The organism is Acinetobacter sp. WA-87, from assembly GCF_039938935.1.
Taxonomy (GTDB): Bacteria; Pseudomonadota; Gammaproteobacteria; order Pseudomonadales; family Moraxellaceae; genus Acinetobacter; species Acinetobacter seifertii.
Genome location: NZ_JBDUVF010000002.1, coordinates 439040 through 460717 on the forward strand (window position 1 = coordinate 439040; position 21678 = coordinate 460717).

The following is a 21678-nucleotide window of genomic DNA, read 5'->3' on the forward strand; positions in this document are numbered from 1 at the left end:
TAATAATGGGATTTGACTATAAAGGGACTTTCAACTACAAATAAACAGTATAGATACTTAAAAAGGACATAAACAACAATAACTTCCAAAATCACGACCTTTCATTATAAAAGTATAAAAAAATTAACATTACAAAAAAGGTAGCATAAACCATATGCAACAAAAGAACCCAGGTAGAACACTCGTCTTATGGATTATTGCAGCTCATCTATTTATGGGAATGATTGCATACGAGTGGCTGCCTGTAAGTTTTAGAGGAAGCTGGATTTTTATTCTAATTCTTTTAGTTTCCGGTGCTTTTTTAGAAGTTGGTTTATCACTAATTGTGGGTTTACTCGCTTTTATTGGCGTATCTGTTTATTTTCTCCTTGATCTTGGAGCACAAACGCATATTGAACGTCAGCTTCTTTTACTTTTTATTATTCCTCTTATTCCAGTTTTTTTAAGTGCCGTACGCCATAATATTGAAATTAACGTTCAGAAATATCGCGATATTCAAAGTTATGACCGAAATTATCGACGAGATATTTTCCCTTTAAGCGCTTTAAAATATTTTCAGCGTAGTTTTTTTAAGCTACTCGATCATCATAATGTTCAAGATTATGAAGTATTCGTCATTAGAATCCTTAATCGTAGTCTAATCAAAGAAATGTTAGGAGATGATATCTGGAAAACCACTCAAAATGAAATGATTACGATTTTGAGCCAACATCAGCCGAATGAAATTGTTTTCCAATTTGCTGATGATGATTTAGAGAACATATATAGCATTGTCATTCGTCAGCAAAAAACTGACGAAGAGCCTGACTTTATTAAAAAGTTAAGAGAAATTATGACACTGCGTCTTGAGGTTGAATATAAAGTTATTGTTATTCCACCTGAGGAGATGAACTAATGTCTACTCTTCTTAATATTTGTGGAATTGTGATCGCATCGAGCCAATATCCAGACGCCACTTTACAACAGTTCTATCGGCAATATTATCATTGTGAAATTAAAGCTGAACAAATAAAAACTGAAGTACAAACTCCAGAAGATCTTTCGATGTTCTTCCCTTATCAAGATACTTGGTGGCCTGTCTTTACTCTTGACCAGATCAGTTCTGAAAGTTTTCAAAAGTTTATTCATAAGGGAATTCGACCCGGCATTATATTGCCAGATGAGGTTTTTGGTTTCCCCCACTATTTCTTGTTAAAAGAAGCAGTAAGCCAAGGCGCTATTCCAATCGTACTATTTAAAACTGAACAACCTCAGTATTTTGCTGCGAAGGCAACATTTTCAACAGCAATTGGTTTACGGCCAATGGCTGCGTTTGTGAATACAGGATGGGATGAAAATTTAATTTCGCAGCCAGCGGGTAGTTATATTATTCAGTTAAATTCGGCAAACTTACCAATACCATCCAGAGAAATTAAACAAGGTAAACATTTATTTTATTCGGCCAAAAACTTTAACGGCCATATTTCAGGTTATGAAATTATCATTAATCCTTCGACCGATTTACCACTTTCCAATATTCGCTATCCACAACTCGGTATTTCGTGGAAATTTAATAATATTGATTATGTAAGCACACCTGAACATGTCAGTACAAATCTTATCGGTTATATATTTATTGGTTTAAGTGTAGTCGTTGTTCCTCTAGATCTGATTTTAACAACAACTTATCCAGATCTTCTCGGTACATTTGGTAGTTATATTTCATGGATCTCCTTAGTAGTAGGATTAATTCTATTATTGCTACTCATCTCTTCTATTATTAGGAGGGTCCGTACAAATGGCTCCAATTGATATTCTGTTTTTATTTGGCTTTTTAGGTATTTGGATTCCACAAGCATTTTGGGCGTGGCTAAGCTATCAAGCGTGGAAATATTCAAAAACAGCTGAAAAAGAACTACAAAATCTACCTATCCCCGAGAGATGGCCGGTCTTAAGCGTTTTAATTCCCGCCTATAACGAAGGCGTAGTGATTGAAGATACTTTACATGCAATTGCTCAACAAGATTATCCAGCCGAAGCTTATGAAGTCCTACTGATTAATGATGGATCTAAAGATAACACGCTTGAAATCGCAGAAAGCCTCGCAAAAATTTATCCATGCATAAAAATTGTTAATGTTCCCAAAGGTATGGGGGGCAAAGGGAAATCAAGAACCCTCAATAACGGGCTTCCTCATGCTAAAGGTGAATTAATTGTTGTTTATGATGCCGATAGTACTCCTGAACCCGATTGCGTTCGATTACTCGCACAAACTCTACTTGCAGATAAAAAACTAGTCGCTGTAAATGGCAAAGTAAGAACCCGTAACTGGCAAGATAGTATTTTGACGCGCTTTATTGCGATTGAGTTCATCTTTTTCCAATGGATCTTTCAAGGTGGACGTTGGCAACGTTTTGAGTTATCAACATTGATGGGCACTAACTATGTCATCTGGCGCGATGCCTTAGAAACCTTAGGTGGTTTTGACGAAAAGTCGCTAGTGGATGACACAGAAATGAGTTTCCGAATTTTTATCGGACAAAAACGAATTAAATGGGTTCCTTATGCAATTGGTTGGCAGCAAGATCCACCTTCGTTAAGCGTATTCGTTAAACAGCGTTCACGTTGGACTCAAGGTAATTTTTATGTGACACGTAAATATTTACCAGTAGCGCTCAGAACACCATTCCCAATCGGAATTGAAATTCTGAATAACATCATGTGCTATATCCTTTTCGTACCAGCTCTGTTCTGGAGTCATATTACGTTAACGCTTGGTTTACTTGATATTGCAGGTATTTCAGTTCCAGGGCCATTTACGCTCTTGTGGGGCCTTTCATTTTGTCTATATGTAGCGCAAATGTGGTTTACGCTTTCTTTAGAAAAGGTTAAACCAGAGCTCTATTTTTATTCAGTTTTATCTTATGTAAGTTACTCACAAATATTCTTATTTATTGTATTTAAAGCCGCATTCGACATGCTAAAAAATAAAATACAAGGTAATTCACTTCAGTGGTACAAAACAGAACGTAGCAAGGAGAAAAAATAAATGAAAAAGACTTTCAAACTTTATCCACTCATACAAGCACTCCTTGCTAGCAGTTGCCTTATGTTAGCTGTGCCAGCTCATACCAACACATGGACTTTAGACGATATTAGTACATCAACTAAATATACCGTTGAGCCTCACTTTTTCTATATTGGAAAAGGTGCAGAGTGGCAGAATATTCAGTTTTCCAGTGACTATTCCACTGAAAGTGACACAACATTACTCGTAAAATATGACGATAAGCTCATCTATAACACCACCTTAAATGGGAGTGGACAATTTAAATTTGATATTCCAGCCAGCAAGACTGGTTTTCATCGTTTAGATTTGATTATTCAGCAATATTCTAAACCAACCTCTTTAAATCAAGCCAAAGATACATTCTGTACAGAAGATATCGATCATTTGACATATTTAAGTAATTCTCAACTCGACTTTACATCTATTCGAAATGTTTATCGCTTAAAAGATTTACCTGATGCTTTGTTTAACCCCCAAGCGAAAAGACCTACTCCTTTTGTCGGTATCTTGAAATATAACCGCAAGGAGATTACCGAAGCCTCTATGCTTGCTCGACTAGCAACTTCTTGGAGCTCTGTCACTCCTATTGAATGGATCGATTCTGGACAAACCAATTTAAACCCTGAAACCAAGTTTGTTATTGAAATAATAAAATCGACACCTCCACTTAAAAATGGAGCCTTTGTACAAATTTCAAAACCGACAGATGGTGCTCCTACCCTCTCTATCACTTATCACACACCACAAGAACTTACTGCTGCTATTAATGGATTAATTAATCCAGCTTATGTACAGCAGCTTGATACAGGCAGTGCAATTTTCCCAACTACAATTTCAGCACCTGCTTGGGCTCAATTTAGAAAAATTGATACGCTTGCAGACTTAGGTATTGAAGATTTCCGCTTAAATCACGCTGAAAAAAACTTGTTTCTCGATTTTCCAGCAGTATGGCAACCTACTGACATCCTACAAGGACAAATTGCCCTTCGTATTCAAAGCGGCCTATTACAGGGTTCAAACATTACGGCATGGCTCGATGGTGGTCTTGCAGGTAGTATGAAAACGGCAGATCTTGCCTCTGACCCAGTTAATCGACAATTCAACATTTTCGCGAAATCTATTTCTAATACAACCAACTTTAGCTTGAAGCTTGAAAACTCGGTCATTGCCAACTCTCAATGTCTGCCCACTGCTCATGGTTCACTTTGGGTCGATACAGCCAAATCGACTGTCAAGCTTCCGCACAAACTTAAAAATGGGGTGGCAGCCCTTTCCATGACATTAGCAACCAAACCAACAATTGCAATTGATGATCAATCTGGTGCATTAAATATTGCAATTACTTTAGGACAAGTCGCTAAAAAAATGTTACTTACTGATGCTCCAATTCCACTGAATCTAGTACGTTTTTCTCCAAATGCTCCACAAGCAGTTAATGTGATTGTGAATAAACAGATTTATCAACAACAAGTCTCAATGCATCAAAACATTATTTATGCGCCAGCAGCAGCAAACGGTTTTATTGTGAGTTATAACAATAATCGCTTTGATGTCATTACTGACTCTGAAAATGGTGCACAAACTTTCATGCATCTATGGGGAACCATTCAACATAAAATCCCAAATAATGTGACCAAAATGTTGGTTTCAGAAAACGGCAATATCTATGTTCTCCAAAAATTAATTGTAGGTAATCAAAAAGCTCCATTAGTTCAACAATCTTCATTCTTTTTATTGGTTGTGATTATCTCTGCAATTATGATAATAGTGATCTTCTTGTGGTATTGGTTACGACGTAATAATGAGAAAACAGATACCAATTAAAATAACTGCTTTTATTATTTTAATTATATGTAGTGTAGTAGCTTATGCGGGGTTGTTCAAAAATCATGGACAACCCCCAGTCATCGAAGGAATTTTTTGGCAACCAGATAACAATACCACTCCTCCAAAAGGAAACTGGCATTATTTAGGAGTCAACACTTTTGTTCCCCAGTGGTCAGTCGTTGAATCTAAATCGTGGTGGACAAACTCCAACCTCCCACAGTGGGAAAAAGCCATTGATATACAGAAAATTAAGCAACAACCTTGGGCTAAAAATCTCATATTAGGTTTAGCTGGTGAATATAATGAACCAGCAGCACGTGCAAATGTTGTTGCTTTAGGAGAAAAATCTGCACAAATTATTCAAGAACAAAATGATGCATCTTTAAAAGGTTACTATTTTCCAGTTGAAGCTGATCCAACTTGGTTAAGGGTAAGCACACTAGGTCATGTTCTAGAAAAACTGCCAGCACCTATTTGGGTGAGCATTTATAGTGGTGAAAGAGAACCTGAAAATTATAATTTATGGGTTAAAAGTTGGCTACCTAGCCGAGCTGGTGTCTTTTTCCAAGATGGTGTAGGTGTCGGTGTAAGAACCCCTCAACAAGCCAGACGTATTTTAGACCAACTTGAACAAACTCTTGGAAAAGATAAAACTGTTATTGTGCTAGAAGCATTTCGTACCAAAAAAAATGGACAATTTCGAGCAGCCTATCCTTGGGAAATTATTTCTCAGATTAAAGCGTATGAAGGCAAAACAATTTATATTTTTGATGGTCCCCACTATATGGGACGCTGGTCGGTTTATATCGTCGGTTTATGGTATCGCCTGACTTATGGCAGCATTCCAGCTACCATAAGCCAACATTAAGCTTTATAGTTAGTAATCTTAGACATTTATCCAATTAGAAGTCCTTATAAAAAACAAGTTCTACACGAGTATTGTTGTAATGATCTTTTGTGTTAACAGGCACGTCTTTAAAATAGTTGCCATATAAACGTTCAACACGAAGTTTTATCGGTTGATAGTTAAATGGCTGCCATGAAATCCCTGGCCCATATTCAAATAAATTATTGTAATACTCATTTTTACTGTCTGCTAAGCCATGCAATTTCACATAAGCCTGCACAGTTCCATTATCTCCTTTATATAAATTTAAACCTGTGCGTAAGCGCAAATCTCCAATAACGTTATAGTCTTCTCTTGAATAAGTCGCGACATTGCCATAGAGGTCAGTAAAGTAATTATCTAAACAAAGTGTATGATTACAGTTAGATTGCGAATACCACTCTTGATAACCAGCTACCCCTCCAACTACACTTTCACGAAATTTTTTTCGATTTCGATCAATCAAGTCATAACTTCCGCCAACTTCGACATAAGCTCGAACAGGGATAGAAGTCCATGGTTGATAATTTGCACCTACCCCAAGAGTAACTGCATTTTCATCAATAATTTCAGGTCGTACTCCACCTTGAGATTTAGTATCACGATTTAAATTAAGAAAACCGTAGACTTGAGCACGACCATTGTCGATGTTTTTACCGTACCGAACTTTTAAAGGAAAAATAACATCGTCATAACGTGACTCATAAGAGGGTGCAAAATAGATATCCCCAAAATATGGCTTAACCTCACCTCCACTTAAATTTTTAACCGCTTGAGTTGCCTTCGCAGCAATTGCTGGATCTGAAGATGAAGTTAGTTCTTTAAATAAAACCAGTGCATCACGATTCTTTTTCTGTTGATTCAGCAAATATGCTTCTTGTAATTTTAAAGTGTCGTCTTGAGGAGCTAAAGCTCTTGCTTGTCTTAAACTTTGTAAAGCCTCATCTCTTTTTTCGAGCCGAATTTGTAAATAAGTAAGACTTTTCCAGACTTTAATATCTGTAGGGGTCAGCTTACTCAGCTCAACTAATATTTTTTCCGCTTCTTGAGGTTGAGACTGCTCTATTTTATAGAATCTGTCCCATTTATCATAAATGAGGTTTCCAGGTTTATATTCAGAGGTAACTGGGTCTTGTGCATAAACAGAACACACACTTACTACCGTTGAAGAAATGACTACTCCCATAAGTAATATCGAATGCGTTATAGAGTTTATTGTTTTGCTATTTCTCATTATCACCTCTACAGTAAATTAGAGTTATTAAGGGTAATTTGTTAGAATGATCAATAAATATCATAATTTAAAATAATGAGTTACATCGTTAAGTTAGGTTAAGGATGATTTAATATAAATAGTTTAGTCTCCATTTTTATTATTGATCTATTCTTTAGTATCCCTAAATTCCCTATAATGATGACATATTTTTTGATCAATAATTTGTAAAATTTCATAGCATCTATAAAACATTTATAAGGCAAAACACATGGCTTTTCCACATCATACAGAGCATCATGCAATTCACCGTTCAGGTTGGTTAAGAGCTTCAGTATTAGGAGCCAATGATGGAATTATTTCTGTCACTAGTTTAATTATGGGTATGGCAGCAAGTGGAGCTAACTCACATACTTTATTAATTACATGCATTGCTGGACTAATTTCTGGGGCTACATCAATGGCTGCTGGAGAATATATTTCCGTAAAATCTCAAGAAGATATTGAAAAAGCAGATTTAGCGATTGAAGCAAAAGAACTCTCTAAGCACCCTCAAAAAGAGTTAGATGAGCTAACTCAAATTTATATTTCTAGAGGCCTATCTAAAGAATTGGCTCAAGAAGTTGCTTTGCAGCTAACCACTCATGATGCATTGGGTGCACATGCCCGTGATGAAATCGGCATTCATGAAAATACCGCAGCCAATCCTGTACAAGCCGCACTATCATCTGCTGCATCATTTTCTTTTGGGGCTTTTTTCCCCATGCTGGCTATATTACTCAGCCCGAATCAATGGATTATGCCTGCTGTCCTAGCCACAGGAATTCTTTCATTAGCGATTTTAGGTGCACTTTCAAGTTACTTTGCTGGTACATCTAAACTTAAAGGCAGTTTACGTATTACCTTATGGGGAATTTTAGCAATGGCTTTTTCAAGCTGGATTGGTTCTTTATTTAATGTCACGCCATTATAAAAAGATCTTTTAAATAGTGTTCTAGAATATTTAAAAATTAAATAGCCAATATTATTTGCTCTTCATTCTATTTTCACGTTATGGTGAAGTGAAAGAAATGAGGTGAATAAAATGAGCCTATTACAACAACTTGCAATTAAACATCCAATTTTTTTGGCCCCCATGGCAGGAGTTTCTACACCAGAACTAGCAGCCGAGGTTTCAAATCAAGGAGGCCTTGGATCATTAGGTTTGGGAGCAAACACTCCACAAAGTGCACGTGAACAAATTTTAAAAACTCAAGCACTCACTGAAAACTCATTTCAGGTTAATTTTTTCTGTCATCAATCTACAGAACTTAACCTAGAAAAAGCACAACAATGGATTGAATATTTACGTCCTCATTTCGAAAAATTTGTTGTTCAACCTCCTCAAGAGTTGCACTGTATTTATCCAAGTTTTTTAGACAATGATGACTTTTTAAATGTTGTTTTAGAAACTAAACCTAAAGCGGTGAGCTTCCATTTTGGTATTCCGCATCCGCATCAAATTAAAGCTTTGAAAGAAGCTGGTATTTTGACTATGGTTTCGGCCACCAACCTGATTGAAGCGCAAGCGATTGAAGCAGCAGGTATCGATATCATCATTGCTCAAGGTATTGAAGCAGGTGGACATCGAGGAATTTTCAACCAGACTTTTGATGCAGCGATTAAAACCAGTGATTTGGTCCAATTGATTGTGAAGCATTGTAAGCTTCCTGTTGTAGCTGCGGGTGGCATCATGACTGGCTTGCAGGCCAAACATATGTTGGGTTTAGGAGCAACCGCAGTCCAGTTAGGTACAGCATTCGTTCAATGCCAAACTTCAAATGCTTCTGCTGAATATCGCAAAGCATTATTTACTGAACCTGTAACGCAAATTAGTGCAAGCCTTTCTGGGCGTCCAGCTCGCGGTTTATTGAACCATTGGCATACTAAAATTGATTCACCTACTCGACCTCTTCAACCTGAATACCCTTATGCTTACGATTTAGCAAAACAACTCAATGCTCTTGCGAGTAAACACCATGACTATGGTTTTGGTGCATTTTGGGCAGGAAGTAATGTTGCACAAATACGCGAATTAGGCGCTTCTGATCTGGTCAATCAACTGGTTGTTGAAATGTTAGATAATGAATAAATAAAGATTTTAAGCAACCAGTCGTGTACTGGTTGCTTTATTTTAGTGAGTAGCTAATAAATTAACTTGTTCAACCTGAACATCACTCATCAAATTACCTTCTGCAAGCAATTGATTAAAATAACTCTCGACCACTAATGCTTGTTCAGCAGTAGTTTCAACTTTATACATATTTTGACGGAACTCGTTACTCGAACGTAAACCTTTGGTGTACCAAGCAATATGCTTACGAGCAATACGACATCCTGAATATTCACCATAAAATTGATATAACTCAGACAAATGTCCTAAAAGTACATCTTTGACTTCTTCAATATTTGGAGCAGCCAAATGCTCACCAGTTTTTAAATAATGAGCAATTTCACGGAAAATCCATGGACGACCTTGTGCAGCCCGTCCAATCATAATTGCATCGGCGCCAGTGTAGTCCAGTACATATTTTGCTTTCTCAGGACTATCAATGTCACCATTGGCAATTACTGGAATATTGATTAACTCTTTAACATGTTTAATTAATTCATAACGTGCTGTATTTAAATACATATCTTCACGTGTACGGCCATGCAATGCTAACGCGGCAATCCCCGCCTCTTCAGCACGTTTAGCTACGCGTAAAATATTTTCTTGGCCATTTAAAAATCCCAAACGGGTTTTTAAAGTCACAGGAACATCAACTGCTGTAACAACTGCATCTAGTATTCGAGCAACCAAGTCTTCATCTTGTAATAATGCTGAACCTGCTAATTTATTGCATACTTTTTTTGCAGGACATCCCATATTGATATCAACAATTTGTGCCCCATTTGCAACTTGATAACGAGCAGCCTCAGCTAACTGTTCTGGGTCAGAACCCGCGATTTGCGCAGAGATAGGAGCCAATTCTCCATCAAAATTCGCACGATAAAGACTTTTTTTAGTCATTCGCAAAGTTTTGTCGGCAGTCATCATTTCACTCACCGCATGACCCGCACCAAAATACTTGCACAGTGTTCTAAATGGACGGTCAGTTACACCAGCCATAGGAGCAACAATTAAATTATTTGACAGTTGATAGGGACCAATATACATATATATTCATACAATTCATGATCAACATAGTATACTTCATCCGCTTGATCAGCTCATCTTTTTTGCAGGTGCTTTCCTCGCCATGAACAAACCGTTGTCTTCCCGTTTTTTATTAAAATCATTCGGTGTAGTCACCGTATGCATGAGTTTAGCTGCTTGTGGAGATAAAGCCTGGTGGTCAAAAAATGATGAGCCCGATTTAGAAAGCCAACAAATTAAAAAGTTAATTCCATCGCGCGTGCATGATCGTGAGTCATGGGCCAAAGATATTGACGATATTATGCAGGAATTAAAAATTCCGAAAACCAAGCAAAATGTTTGTAGTATTGTCGCGATTGTAGATCAGGAATCTAACTTTGTTGCCAATCCTGTAGTACCAGGTCTTGGTAAAAAAGCGGTCGATGAAGTCAGTACCCGTTTAAATGAAAAGTTTGAAGACAAACTTGGTGAGAAAGTTGGTGGTACTGTCGCAGGCTACTTCGAAGAAGTATTAAAAACCCAGCCCTCTCCTGATAACAACTACATGAGTCAGATGCGTAAAGTCAAAACTGAAAAAGATCTCGACTTACTTTATCGTCAAATTTTTGATTTTATGACTCAACATTATCATGTTAGTGCTTTAACGGGTGCAGCCAAACTGGTTGGACAAGATATTGGCGAGAAAATGAATCCAATCACTACACTGGGTTCAATGCAAGTTCATATTAATTATGCCAAAGCTCATAAGCGTTCTAGCATGAATATTGCAGACCTTAGAAATGATCTTTATACGCAATATGGTGGTTTATATTATGGTATTCACCGCTTGATGGTATATCCAGCAGACTATGATAAGGCGATTTACCGTTTTGCCGATTATAACTCAGGTATGTACTCTAGCCGTAATGCTGCTTTTCAAAGCATGCTCGATGCCCTTACTGATACTAAACTTACTTTAGATGGTGATTTATTACTTTACAATAAATCTGGTGATCCACTCGCAGTTCAGAGTCAGTCAGAAAAAGAGTTAATAAAACTATTTACTGCAAATAATGTTTTAATTACTCCAAGACAACTTCGCGATGATCTGAAGTTGGAAAAAGAGAAAAAGTTTGAAAGTACAACAACTTATATTGCATTAACTAAACTCTACAAGGCTAAAACTGGCAAAGAACCGATCTATGCCATTATGCCTCAAGTGGTAATTTCTGGGCCTAAACTAAGTCGTGACTATAATACTAACTGGTATGCAACCCGCGTAAACGGACGATATGAATCATGTATGCAACGAGCGAAACGAATAAGATAATAAAAAACCTCGCCCTGTTCGATTTTGATGGAACCTTGTACACTAAAGACAGTTTTACAGGGTTCATCTTTTATGCATTATCTAAGCGCCACATTGTGAAGCAAGGCTTGAAAATCCTGCCATGGATTCAAGCCTATTACCTTAATTTTTATCCCGCCCATGCGATGCGAGCTAAACTTTTTCGCAGTATGTTTAGCAATACTCCAGCCATTGAACTGCAAAGATTAGGCGAAGAATATGCACAAGAGCTCGTCTCGACGCTTTCACCTGAAATCTTCGCACAGTTACAACAACATCAGTTACTTGGTGATCAAGTAGTATTGGTTTCAGCTTCAATTGATATCTATCTTGCTCCACTTTGCAAATTACTCGATATCGAATTAATTTGTACTGAAACTCAAATTAAAAATGGCATGATGACGGGCTACTATTCAACTCCAGATTGTAGCAATGAACAAAAGAAGTTAAGAATACATGAACAATATTCTTTGCAGGATTATTATCAAATTTATGCCTATGGGAATACTTCAGAAGATTTAGACATGCTGAGCCTTGCCACCCATCCTTTTATGGTTGGTGAAGATCGAATCTTGCCGTCATTAACACCACAAAAAAAGCTCGCATAAAGCGAGCTTTTTATTGATCACAACTTAATAAATCGCCATATGGTCACGATGGATCATTTCAAGCGAACGAGCTTCACCAAGTACTTGATAAACCTTATCCGAGGCTAAGCCTTTAATGATTTCAGCAGAACGCGAACTAAAGTTTACTCGTCCAACTGCAATGCGCTTACCCTGTTTATCAACGCATTCAACCACATCGCCACGATCAAAGTGACCTTCAACAGTTTTGACCCCAACAGGGAGTAAACTACGGTGTTTCAATTTAATCGCTTCAACCGCGCCATCATCAATCACCAGACGACCTGCTGTTTGCAAATGCGCAGCAAGCCACTGTTGATGCGCTGTCATACGGTCTTTATCTGTTGTGAATAATGTACCTAACATTTCGCCAGCCATTACTCGTGACAATACATTGTCACTTTCACCACTAGCAATCAGTGTTGGACAACCCGACTTGGCAGCTAAACGCGCAGCACGAACTTTAGTGACCATGCCACCTCGTCCAAGAAGTCCACCACCGCCAGCCATTTCAAATAAGACATCGTCCATGGCACGCACAGTTGATAACAACTTTGCATCAGGGTTATGACGTGGGTCTGAGTCAAACATGCCTTGCTGATCTGTTAAAATGATCAGTAAATCAGCATGTACTTGGCCAGCAACCATTGCTGCTAAGGTATCGTTATCACCAAAACGAATCTCGTCAGTAGAGACTGTGTCGTTTTCATTGATAACTGGAATAACACGCCAGTCAATCAAGTTTTGCAAAGCATCGCATGAGTTCAAATAACGACGGCGATCTGCCAAATCATCATGTGTTAATAACACTTGCGCTGTTCGAATACTATGATTTTCAAGCACGCTAGACCATGTATGAATTAGGCCCATCTGCCCAATTGCGGCGCATGCTTGTAGACTGGGTAGATCGGTGGGTCGACTCGCAAGCTTCATACGAACCATACCTTCTGCTACAGCTCCTGAAGACACTAAAATAATTTCGTGTCCAGCATTGTGTAAATCTGCAATTTGTTTCGCCCAATGCGAAATAGCTTCCAGATCTAGCCCCTGCCCATTTGCTGTGAGTAAAGATGATCCGATTTTAACAACGATTCGTTTACACTCACTGAGCTTACGTTGCCCATCGACCACTTCTATCATGTTTTCCTCGATTTTTTAGTCACGAACGTAGATGCTTTCTACATCATTGTCGTCTTCATCATCGTCAAAATCATCATCATCGTCCATCATACTTTCGAGACGTTGTGCTCGACGCATCGCACGATATGCTTCTTTTGCCGCAATGGTTTGTTCACGTGTTTCAACTTCTAGTTGTTCACGGAAAGCTCTTACTTCTGCTGCGTATTCAGGATCTTCAACTTCGCGTTCGCGTTGTTGTTCAATCTGATCCATCAAGTAATACACAACGTCTTTTGTTCCTTCGCTTAATAAGCCTGAGGTCTTAAAGACAGGACCAGTCCATTTCAACTCGTCTAGAATGTGCTGACACCACTCTTCACGACTTTCTTCAGCAATTTGATCCAATTTATTGAGTACTAAAACAACTGGTAGTTTCGCTAAAGTAGGAGAAAACTTAGCCAACTCATTCATAATTGCTTTTGCATTATGCGCTGGATCAGAACCATCAATTGGTTGCACATCAATAATGTGTAGAAGAATACGAGTACGTGCCAAGTGTTTAAGGAAACGAATTCCTAGACCTGCACCTTCTGCCGCCCCTTCAATAAGCCCTGGAATATCGGCCATTACAAATGAACGATGACGGTCAGCATCTACAACACCTAAGTTTGGAACCATAGTAGTAAATGGATAGTCCGCTACTTTCGGTTTTGCAGCACTTACAGCACGAATGAAAGTAGATTTACCAGCGTTTGGCATACCTAATAAGCCAACATCTGCCAATACTTTCAACTCAAGACGAATTTCACGAAATTCACCTTTTATACCAGTCGTACATTTACGTGGAGCACGGTTAGTTGATGATTTGAAGTGAGTATTACCTAAACCACCTTCACCACCACCTGCAACCAGAATTCTTTGGCCGTCTTCAACCAAGTCGCCAATAATATCGCCAGAATCTGTATCAACAATTGTTGTACCTACAGGTACTTTTAAAACCACATCTTCACCACCACGTCCGGTACAGTTAGCACCTGCACCGTTTTTACCACGCTCAGCGCGGAATTTACGGGTGTAACGGTAATCGACTAAGGTACTTGTATCATCATCAGCTTGAATATAGATACTTCCACCACGTCCGCCATCACCACCATCTGGGCCACCAAATGGTACAAATTTTTCACGGCGAAAACTGGCTACGCCATTGCCACCGTCGCCAGCCTCTACGGTAATGACTGCTTCATCAACAAAGCGCATTTGCCAATCCTCTAAAAACTCTAAAACCGCCTATTCTGCCATATTTTCATAAAATTCTCGAATAGAAAATCGAGAGAATTCAACTTTCCTAGGTCTTATTCTATATCTTTTGATATTGATAAAAGTTTAAAGCTGATCAGAGTCGCTTTTTATGCATTGATCCCTTATGGATGAACATTGCGTAAAGGCAAATCCATCTTCATATCTAAATTCGCTTTTGTGTGCTGTACAGAGTTATACATAATGGCATTAAAGCTTGAGATATTGCCCATTTCCATTGCATCATTAATTTTCAAACTTGGATTAAACTGATGTTTAACTGGTAAATTTACCGACTCATCGAACTCAAAATAAACTGGACCATTAAAAGCAATTTTAACGGGAATGGTATAACTACGTTTTAACTGGAATGGAATATCAAGATTAATAGGAATATTTAATTTTAATGGAAATCTAGGTAATAACTTATTTTGGTAAATTAAATCGGTAGTTGTTTCCAAAGGCATAACCTGATCAACTTTCAATGTAGTCGTATAATCAACACTTACTGTAATTGGCGTCTCGACTTCAAACTGCAAATCAGCCAAATACCTTCCCTTTAACGGTACCGAAATCTGACGATCAATCTTAATTGAGGTATCTAGTTTACCTATAGATTGTACCTGCAAATTATTGCCAACATGAATTTTTGTCTCTAATGACTCAGGTAAACGAATATCCGACTCATGTGCAGACACTACAACTGAAGCTTGTATATTTAAATAAAACCAGAATAAAATTGCCGTGAGCACCATAATCAGAAAAAAACTGATGAGCATACTTTTTATTGAACCAAGCATAAGTCACCTTCCTACTTATTCTGGTTCTGATCAGGTACAGATGTAGCATTATCAGCTTTAACCCGATTAAGGCTCATACTTGATAAAGGTATTTTTAACTCACCATGCTCAATTTTAACTGGCAACGTATTTTTCACATCTACTGAAGCATTTAAAGCAGTTTTTACAGGTACATTCAAACTACCTTGAATCGGAATATTGGTCTTTAATTGAGCATTTAGAGGAATATGAAGATCTTCTTTTAAAACTGTTTTAACTGGAGCATCAAACTTCAAATGAACTTTTTGATCGAGTGGTACTTGAATATCAATAGGTACATCAAGCTTTAATGGAATATTACCTTTTAATGGCAAAGTGATATCCTTACCTAATACTCTGACTTGAACTTTAGTATCTATTGGGAGGCTTTGATCAACTTTTAATGTTTCTTTAACTGGAATAACGGTACTAATTGGCACCATATTATCGAAATAGACCCGTGGGGTTAACGTCTGGGTGAGAGGGATGGTTAACTTTTCATTAATAGGAATATTCGCATTTACTCTACCCTTTACATCTACATTTAAGGCATCTTTGACTTTAACCTGTACCTGCAAAGGTTCTTGTAAATCAATCGCTACAGCTTGGTTTTTCAGCGGGATATAAATATTAAAATGCTTGAAAACCCAAATGGCGATGAGTACACCACATATATTCGCGATAATGATGAAAAAGAAGACGATTAATAATCTTTTAAACTGCTGCAATTCCAATCCCTTTTACTATTTCTTTTTGTTCCTTAAATCCTATTCTCATTGATTTTTAAAAAATAATCAGCATATATTTTGTACGGTTGTAAAAAAACCCAGTCTAAACTGGGTCTTTTTGTCACAATATTTTATCTAACGTTAAATAGAATTAAGCGTTAGTTTCTGCAGGAATTTTTGTATAGCTTACGCCACACATTTGTTCAGCAATACGTAATACTTGGCAGCTATAACCTACTTCGTTATCGTACCAAACATATGCAGTTAAGCGGTTACCAGAAGTAATCGTTGCTTGAGCATCATATACACCAGCTGTACGAGAACCGATAAAGTCGCTTGATACCACTTCTGTAGAGTTGGTATAACCGATTTGACCTTGAAGGCTAGAGTTAATCGAGATTTGACGAATGTATTCGTTCACTTCTTCACGATCAACTTCTTTATCAAGTGTTAAGTTTAAAATCGCAAGAGATACGTTTGGCGTTGGAACACGTACAGAGTTACCAGTTAACTTACCTTTTAATGCAGGTAATGCTTTAGCAACAGCTTTAGCAGCACCAGTTTCAGTAATAACCATGTTCAATGTAGCGGCACGACCACGACGATCAGCTTTGTGGTAGTTATCAATTAAGTTCTGGTCATTTGTAAATGAGTGAACTGTTTCAACGTGACCATTAAGAACTTTATATTTGTCATCCAATACTTTAAGAATTGGAGTGATTGCATTTGTTGTACAACTTGCAGCAGAGATGATTTTGTCTTCATCTAAGATGTCAGTGTTATTTACACCAAATACAACGTTTTTCATTTCGCCTTTACTTGGTGCAGTTAATACTACACGTGCAACGCCTGGGCATTTCAAGTGTTGGCTTAAGCCTTCAGCATCACGCCATTTACCAGTGTTGTCGATTAAAAGCGCGTTTTCAATACCGTATTCAGTGTAATCAACTTCACTTGGGCTAGATGCATAGATGACTTTAATGAAGTTACCATTCGCAATGATTGCTTCATTTTCTTCATCAACAGAGATTGTACCAGCGAAAGTACCGTGAATAGAGTCACGACGAAGTAAAGAAGCACGTTTCGCCAAGTCACCGTCAGAAGACTTACGAACAACAATCGCTTTAAGGCTTAAACCACGACCTAAACCTGATTGGCTAATGATTAAACGAGCTAAGATACGACCAATACGACCAAAACCATAAAGAACTACGTCTTTTGGTTGTTCAGAAGTTGCGCTACCTTTAATTGACTCAACAGCTTGAGCAACAAACGCGTCAACATCACCGCCTTTTTCTTTATATTCAACTGCAAGTTTACCGATATCAACTTCTGCAGAACCAATGTTTTCAACTTTTGCTAAAGCTTCTAAAATTGGGAATGTATTTACAACAGAAAGCTCAACATCTACAACACGTGTACGACGGTGAGTTTTCAAAATTTGAATAACAGAACGGTTAATTAAAGAGCGACCGTAAACAGATACGACAATATTTTTTTCACGGTATAATTGACCGATTAATGCAATCATACGTTCCGCGATTTCTTCACGGTTTTTCCAACGACCTTGGTGTTCAGCATGCAGGGCGATGATAGTGTCTTTGCTCACAGATACGTCCTCTAATTAATTATATCTAGGCGTGATTTTTAAAACCCCGTAATTGTAATGGAATTATTGGCAAGAATGAATCAAAAGCTGACGTTAGTAGCTAGATTTTCCTAAAATTCATCATAAATTCATAAAATACCTATAATTATTTTTTATTATCTTATTGTTTAAAGCAGCTAAATTTTTGCTTTTTCTTACTTTTTGGATTCTGATGCTCTAATGATGAGCATCATTTTTTAATCTTTTTTGATATTTTTCGATATTTAACTGCAAATTTTTGGCTTTTTGCTGCTGTTGATAAAGATGAAAAGCACCTTCTAAAACAAGTACAAAAACAGCGCACCAGATTGGAATATAAGTAAACCACTCTTCTCGACCAATACTTTCACCTAAAACCAACGACGCCAATGCAAGCAATACAGGTTCAAGATATCCGAGCAACCCAAATACCACTAAGGGTAAAAAACGGCTCGCCAATATATAACTTCCTAAACCTATAGCACTAAGCACCCCTAGCCCCATAATGACCAAAGCAAGGGTTGGTTGATCTATAAATTTAGCATATGGCAATACACCTGTATGTGTCAGATAAATCGCTACGGGCATAATAATCACAAGATCCCACCAAAAACCACCTAAATTATCCGTTTTAATTTTCTTGCGTAATAAGAAATAAGCTGAATAACCAATGGCAACTAAAGCAGTTTCCCAAGCAATACTTCCTAAGCGAAAAATTTCATGACCTACCCCAACTATGGCCAGAATAATAGCGACCCACTGAAATTTTGATATTTTTTCACCATATAGCACACTACCAGCTAACACCAATACAAGCGGTAGAAGGAAATATCCCAAAGACACTTGTAAACCACGGCCATGCATTGGCCCCCATAAAAAGAGCCATAGCTGTACCGAAGTCAACACAGAGGTGGTGATGAGCAATAAAAGAAAAGTGGGTTTTGCCAAAACACGCTGATAGATATTTTTAATATGGCTTAAGTCACCACTCCACCACATAAACATAGTTAAAAATGGCAAAGTTGCAATAATACGCCATCCAAAAGTCTGCTCGCTATCAAGTTGGCCGAGTAATTGGGTATAGAAATAAAGTACACCGAAAGTTAATGATGCCATGACAGAGAAAATCACGCCTTTTAACATCACCAACCTCTTTATACTTCAATAAAAATGAAGCGATACAATACTTGATTTATCCACTATACAAAAGAAAAAACCATGTGAAGACATGGTTTTTTCTTAAGCAAAATTTTTTACTCTTTGTGCTCAGAGTGAATAATATCTCGAATATCAAATCCTAATGTTTTTGCATAATTCAGATATTCATCAACTACCTCTTTTTTAGGGTGCGGCGTTCGAGATAATACCCAAAGATATTTACGAGAAGGCTCTCCAACTAAAACAGTCTGATAGTCTTCATCTAGTTTTAAAATCCAATAATCACCACGAATTACGGGTATCCATCTTACAGCCTCAGGTAAAAAACTAACCTTTAGTTTAGTGTTATATGGTGGATTCACTACAAATGCTTCACCAATAGATTGCTGTAATTGTTTTTGATTATCATAACAACGGTTATCTACAACAATATTTCCATTTTCATTTAATGTATATGTTGCAGATACGTTATAAGCACATTTTTTTTGAAAAAAAGCTGGTTTACGTGCGACTTCATACCACACACCTAAATAACGGTCTAATTCAACTTTATCGACAGTTGGTAACGGTTTTTGCTGGGCGTAGGCATATGTTCCAACGGCTAAGCCAGTCAGAACAATCCCGCCCAATGCAATTTTTGCCAAGCGCCAACTGGCTTGCGGAACATTTTTTCGAAATGCCATTGTTGCCCTCAACTTTTAGTTGTGAATACAAAAATAACTTAAACATCTACAGTAGCTTGTTTTTTAAACAAATCATGTAGTGTTATGTATCCATTTATTGCAACATTTGCGCTTTTAAACGAACAATTTCATCACGAATGCGAGCAGCTTGCTCGAATTGTAAGTCTTTCGATGCCTTTAACATTTCTTTCTCAAGCTTAGTAATATGTTTACTAAACAGTTTAGGATCAGAAAGAATATGTCGATCATCGGCACTCAGTGCTTTTGCCTGCTCTAATACCTTCTCATCAATTTGATCATCTGAAAGCACTTCACCTGAATCAATTTCTTTGATGACCTGACGAACAGCACTACGAGGTGTAATACCATGTAGCTCGTTGAACTCAATTTGTTTGGCTCTACGGCGCTCGGTTTCATCAATTGCTTTTTGCATAGAATCGGTAATTCTATCTGCATATAAAATTGCTTTACCTTTCACATTTCGGGCAGCTCGACCAATGGTCTGAATAAGTGAACGTTCTGAACGTAAGAAACCCTCTTTATCTGCATCTAAAATAGCAACTAAAGAAACTTCCGGCATATCCAAGCCTTCACGAAGCAAGTTAATACCGACTAAAACGTCGAATACACCTGTACGTAACTCATGAATAATTTTGACACGCTCAACTGTATCGATATCTGAGTGTAAATAAGCAACCTTAACGCCATATTCTTTTAAATAAGACGTCAAATCTTCCGCCATACGTTTAGTTAAAGTCGTCACCAATACACGTTCATTTAAATTCTTACGAATATTAATTTCAGAAAGCACATCATCGACTTGAGTAAGTACTGGGCGCACTTCAATTTCTGGATCAATTAAACCTGTTGGTCGAACAACTTGCTCAACCACTTGTTCTGACTTTTCCAATTCGTATTTAGCGGGCGTTGCGCTCACAAATATAGTGGTTGGAACAATACGCTCCCACTCTTCAAATTTCATAGGGCGGTTATCAAGCGCACTTGGTAAACGGAAACCATAATTCACTAAGTTTTCTTTACGTGAACGGTCACCTTTATACATTGCGCCAATCTGAGGAACCGTTACATGCGATTCATCAATAATAAGTAAGGCATCGTCTGGCACATAATCAAACAATGTCGGTGGTGCTTCACCTGCTGGACGGCCCGATAAATGACGAGAGTAGTTTTCAATACCATTGGTATAGCCTAGTTGCTGCATCATTTCCAAATCATAACGAGTACGTTGTTCAATACGCTGAGCTTCAAGTAACTTGTCATGTTCACGGAAGAACTTAAGCTGGTCTTGAAGTTCATCCTTAATGGTATCAATCGCACGTGTTAAATTGTCTTTTGGTGTCACATAATGGCTTTTTGGATAAATCGTGACACGTGGTACTTTGCGTACCATTTTACCAGTGAGTGGGTCAAACCAACGAATTGAATCTACTTCATCATCAAAAAGCTCAATACGAATTGCATGTTGGTCCGATTCAGCTGGGAAAATGTCAATAATTTCGCCACGAATTCGATAGGTACCACGTAAGAATTCAAGCTCATTACGTGTATATTGCATTTCAACCAAACGGCGAATAATTTCGTCTCGACTCACTCGGTCACCCTGCACCACATGCAATAACATTTGCATATAAGCATTTGGGTCACCCAAACCATAAATAGCAGATACAGAAGCAACAATAATTGCATCACGGCGTTCTAACAAAGCACGTGTTGCCGATAAACGCATTTGGTCAATATGGTCATTAATTGCTGCGTCTTTTTCAATAAACGTATCTGAAGACGGAACATAAGCTTCTGGTTGATAGTAGTCGTAATAACTTACGAAGTATTCAACTGCATTATTTGGGAAAAAGGCTTTAAATTCACCATAGAGCTGCGCTGCCAAGGTCTTATTGTGCGCCATCACAATAGTTGGCCGTTGTGTTTGGGCAATGACATTTGCCATGGTATAGGTCTTACCGGAACCAGTCACACCCAACAGTAACTGATTACGAAAACCTTTTTCGACGCCATTTACCAGTTTTTCAATTGCCTGTGGCTGATCACCCGCTGGCTGGTAATGAGTGACCAAATCGAAAGGTTGATTTTCGTTCACAGTTCTCTCTCTTTTATAAATATGCGT

The 21678-nt window shown here is 37.8% G+C and carries 19 protein-coding genes; 9 read left to right on the forward strand and 10 right to left on the reverse strand.

Annotated elements, in window-relative coordinates:
* The first annotated feature begins 154 nt into the window (after positions 1–154).
* From ABFY81_RS09000 to ABFY81_RS09020, 5 genes are read left to right on the forward strand one after another with little or no spacing between them, the layout of a single operon-like run.
* Positions 155–895 (forward strand): hypothetical protein, encoded by a 741-nt coding sequence (locus tag ABFY81_RS09000; RefSeq protein WP_347913578.1) that lies wholly within the window; start codon positions 155–157, stop codon positions 893–895.
* The gene (locus ABFY81_RS09005; RefSeq protein WP_191001285.1) at positions 895–1791 is read left to right on the forward strand and encodes a hypothetical protein; all 897 of its coding nucleotides are present in this window, start codon (positions 895–897) and stop codon (positions 1789–1791) included. Before ABFY81_RS09000 ends, ABFY81_RS09005 begins: the two co-directional genes overlap by 1 nt.
* Positions 1778–3028, forward strand: coding sequence for a glycosyltransferase (locus tag ABFY81_RS09010; protein ID WP_004700031.1), 1251 nt, complete (start codon positions 1778–1780; stop codon positions 3026–3028). The genes ABFY81_RS09005 and ABFY81_RS09010 overlap by 14 nt, the downstream gene beginning before the upstream one ends.
* The gene (locus ABFY81_RS09015; protein WP_347913579.1) at positions 3029–4873 is read left to right on the forward strand and encodes a hypothetical protein; all 1845 of its coding nucleotides are present in this window, start codon (positions 3029–3031) and stop codon (positions 4871–4873) included.
* A complete protein-coding gene (locus ABFY81_RS09020; protein ID WP_347913580.1) occupies positions 4851–5744 on the forward strand; it encodes a hypothetical protein in 894 nt (297 codons plus the stop codon). The genes ABFY81_RS09015 and ABFY81_RS09020 overlap by 23 nt, the downstream gene beginning before the upstream one ends.
* 34 nt (positions 5745–5778) lie before the next feature.
* On the opposite strand, the gene ABFY81_RS09025 is transcribed toward ABFY81_RS09020, so the two are convergent.
* Positions 5779–6996, reverse strand: a complete 1218-nt coding sequence (locus ABFY81_RS09025; protein WP_198072258.1) for a hypothetical protein — start codon at positions 6994–6996, stop codon at positions 5779–5781.
* Positions 6997–7246: 250 nt separating this feature from the next.
* Here ABFY81_RS09025 and ABFY81_RS09030 point away from each other — a divergent pair, with 250 nt between their 5' ends.
* Positions 7247–7948: a VIT family protein gene (locus ABFY81_RS09030; RefSeq protein WP_019457685.1), complete on the forward strand. Its 702-nt coding sequence runs from the start codon at positions 7247–7249 to the stop codon at positions 7946–7948.
* Between the two features lie 111 nt (positions 7949–8059).
* Positions 8060–9106: a nitronate monooxygenase gene (locus tag ABFY81_RS09035; protein WP_347913581.1), complete on the forward strand. Its 1047-nt coding sequence runs from the start codon at positions 8060–8062 to the stop codon at positions 9104–9106.
* Between the two features lie 42 nt (positions 9107–9148).
* On the opposite strand, the gene dusB is transcribed toward ABFY81_RS09035, so the two are convergent.
* Positions 9149–10174, reverse strand: a complete 1026-nt coding sequence (dusB, locus tag ABFY81_RS09040; protein WP_022575291.1) for a tRNA dihydrouridine synthase DusB — start codon at positions 10172–10174, stop codon at positions 9149–9151.
* 82 nt (positions 10175–10256) lie between these two features.
* Here dusB and ABFY81_RS09045 point away from each other — a divergent pair, with 82 nt between their 5' ends.
* Positions 10257–11462 carry a DUF1615 domain-containing protein gene (locus ABFY81_RS09045; protein WP_134261971.1) on the forward strand — a complete coding sequence of 402 codons (1206 nt, stop codon included), beginning with the start codon at positions 10257–10259 and terminating at the stop codon, positions 11460–11462.
* Entirely contained in the window at positions 11432–12088 is a 657-nt protein-coding gene (locus ABFY81_RS09050; RefSeq protein ID WP_347913582.1) for an HAD family hydrolase, read from the forward strand. Before ABFY81_RS09045 ends, ABFY81_RS09050 begins: the two co-directional genes overlap by 31 nt.
* A 24-nt stretch (positions 12089–12112) precedes the next feature.
* On the opposite strand, the gene proB is transcribed toward ABFY81_RS09050, so the two are convergent.
* The 8 genes from proB to uvrB all read right to left on the reverse strand — a co-directional run bounded on the left by proB (position 12113) and on the right by uvrB (position 21651).
* On the reverse strand, positions 12113–13246 hold the full coding sequence (proB, locus tag ABFY81_RS09055) for a glutamate 5-kinase (RefSeq protein WP_019457681.1): 1134 nt from the start codon (positions 13244–13246) through the stop codon (positions 12113–12115).
* Between the two features lie 15 nt (positions 13247–13261).
* Complete coding sequence (gene cgtA / locus ABFY81_RS09060; protein WP_019457680.1) at positions 13262–14482, reverse strand: Obg family GTPase CgtA; 1221 nt, start codon at positions 14480–14482, stop codon at positions 13262–13264.
* Positions 14483–14646: 164 nt separating this feature from the next.
* Positions 14647–15321, reverse strand: a complete 675-nt coding sequence (locus ABFY81_RS09065) for a hypothetical protein (RefSeq protein ID WP_347913583.1) — start codon at positions 15319–15321, stop codon at positions 14647–14649.
* A gap of 11 nt (positions 15322–15332) precedes the next feature.
* On the reverse strand, positions 15333–16067 hold the full coding sequence (locus ABFY81_RS09070; protein WP_077163209.1) for an MFS transporter: 735 nt from the start codon (positions 16065–16067) through the stop codon (positions 15333–15335).
* A 151-nt stretch (positions 16068–16218) separates the two neighbouring features.
* Positions 16219–17676 carry a glyceraldehyde-3-phosphate dehydrogenase gene (locus ABFY81_RS09075; RefSeq protein ID WP_019457677.1) on the reverse strand — a complete coding sequence of 486 codons (1458 nt, stop codon included), beginning with the start codon at positions 17674–17676 and terminating at the stop codon, positions 16219–16221.
* A gap of 216 nt (positions 17677–17892) precedes the next feature.
* On the reverse strand, positions 17893–18840 hold the full coding sequence (rarD, locus tag ABFY81_RS09080; protein ID WP_151789215.1) for an EamA family transporter RarD: 948 nt from the start codon (positions 18838–18840) through the stop codon (positions 17893–17895).
* Positions 18841–18947: 107 nt separating this feature from the next.
* The gene (locus ABFY81_RS09085) at positions 18948–19535 is read right to left on the reverse strand and encodes a lipocalin family protein (RefSeq protein ID WP_019457675.1); all 588 of its coding nucleotides are present in this window, start codon (positions 19533–19535) and stop codon (positions 18948–18950) included.
* A gap of 94 nt (positions 19536–19629) precedes the next feature.
* Positions 19630–21651 carry an excinuclease ABC subunit UvrB gene (gene uvrB, locus ABFY81_RS09090; RefSeq protein WP_049065914.1) on the reverse strand — a complete coding sequence of 674 codons (2022 nt, stop codon included), beginning with the start codon at positions 21649–21651 and terminating at the stop codon, positions 19630–19632.
* Between the last annotated feature and the right edge of the window lie 27 nt (positions 21652–21678).

What these genes read in the sequence shown, in the direction of transcription:
- ABFY81_RS09005 (WP_191001285.1), top strand. Translation starts at nt 895, where the DNA reads ATGTCTACTCTTCTTAATATTTGTGGAATTGTGATCGCATCGAGCCAA.
- cgtA (WP_019457680.1), bottom strand. Translation starts at nt 14,482, where the DNA reads ATGCGCTTTGTTGATGAAGCAGTCATTACCGTAGAGGCTGGCGACGGT.
- ABFY81_RS09030 (WP_019457685.1), top strand. Translation starts at nt 7,247, where the DNA reads ATGGCTTTTCCACATCATACAGAGCATCATGCAATTCACCGTTCAGGT.
- ABFY81_RS09000 (WP_347913578.1), top strand. Translation starts at nt 155, where the DNA reads ATGCAACAAAAGAACCCAGGTAGAACACTCGTCTTATGGATTATTGCA.
- ABFY81_RS09035 (WP_347913581.1), top strand. Translation starts at nt 8,060, where the DNA reads ATGAGCCTATTACAACAACTTGCAATTAAACATCCAATTTTTTTGGCC.
- ABFY81_RS09020 (WP_347913580.1), top strand. Translation starts at nt 4,851, where the DNA reads ATGAGAAAACAGATACCAATTAAAATAACTGCTTTTATTATTTTAATT.
- ABFY81_RS09045 (WP_134261971.1), top strand. Translation starts at nt 10,257, where the DNA reads ATGAACAAACCGTTGTCTTCCCGTTTTTTATTAAAATCATTCGGTGTA.
- ABFY81_RS09050 (WP_347913582.1), top strand. Translation starts at nt 11,432, where the DNA reads ATGTATGCAACGAGCGAAACGAATAAGATAATAAAAAACCTCGCCCTG.
- ABFY81_RS09065 (WP_347913583.1), bottom strand. Translation starts at nt 15,321, where the DNA reads ATGCTTGGTTCAATAAAAAGTATGCTCATCAGTTTTTTTCTGATTATG.
- proB (WP_019457681.1), bottom strand. Translation starts at nt 13,246, where the DNA reads ATGATAGAAGTGGTCGATGGGCAACGTAAGCTCAGTGAGTGTAAACGA.
- ABFY81_RS09085 (WP_019457675.1), bottom strand. Translation starts at nt 19,535, where the DNA reads ATGGCATTTCGAAAAAATGTTCCGCAAGCCAGTTGGCGCTTGGCAAAA.
- ABFY81_RS09015 (WP_347913579.1), top strand. Translation starts at nt 3,029, where the DNA reads ATGAAAAAGACTTTCAAACTTTATCCACTCATACAAGCACTCCTTGCT.
- ABFY81_RS09010 (WP_004700031.1), top strand. Translation starts at nt 1,778, where the DNA reads ATGGCTCCAATTGATATTCTGTTTTTATTTGGCTTTTTAGGTATTTGG.
- dusB (WP_022575291.1), bottom strand. Translation starts at nt 10,174, where the DNA reads ATGTATATTGGTCCCTATCAACTGTCAAATAATTTAATTGTTGCTCCT.
- ABFY81_RS09025 (WP_198072258.1), bottom strand. Translation starts at nt 6,996, where the DNA reads ATGAGAAATAGCAAAACAATAAACTCTATAACGCATTCGATATTACTT.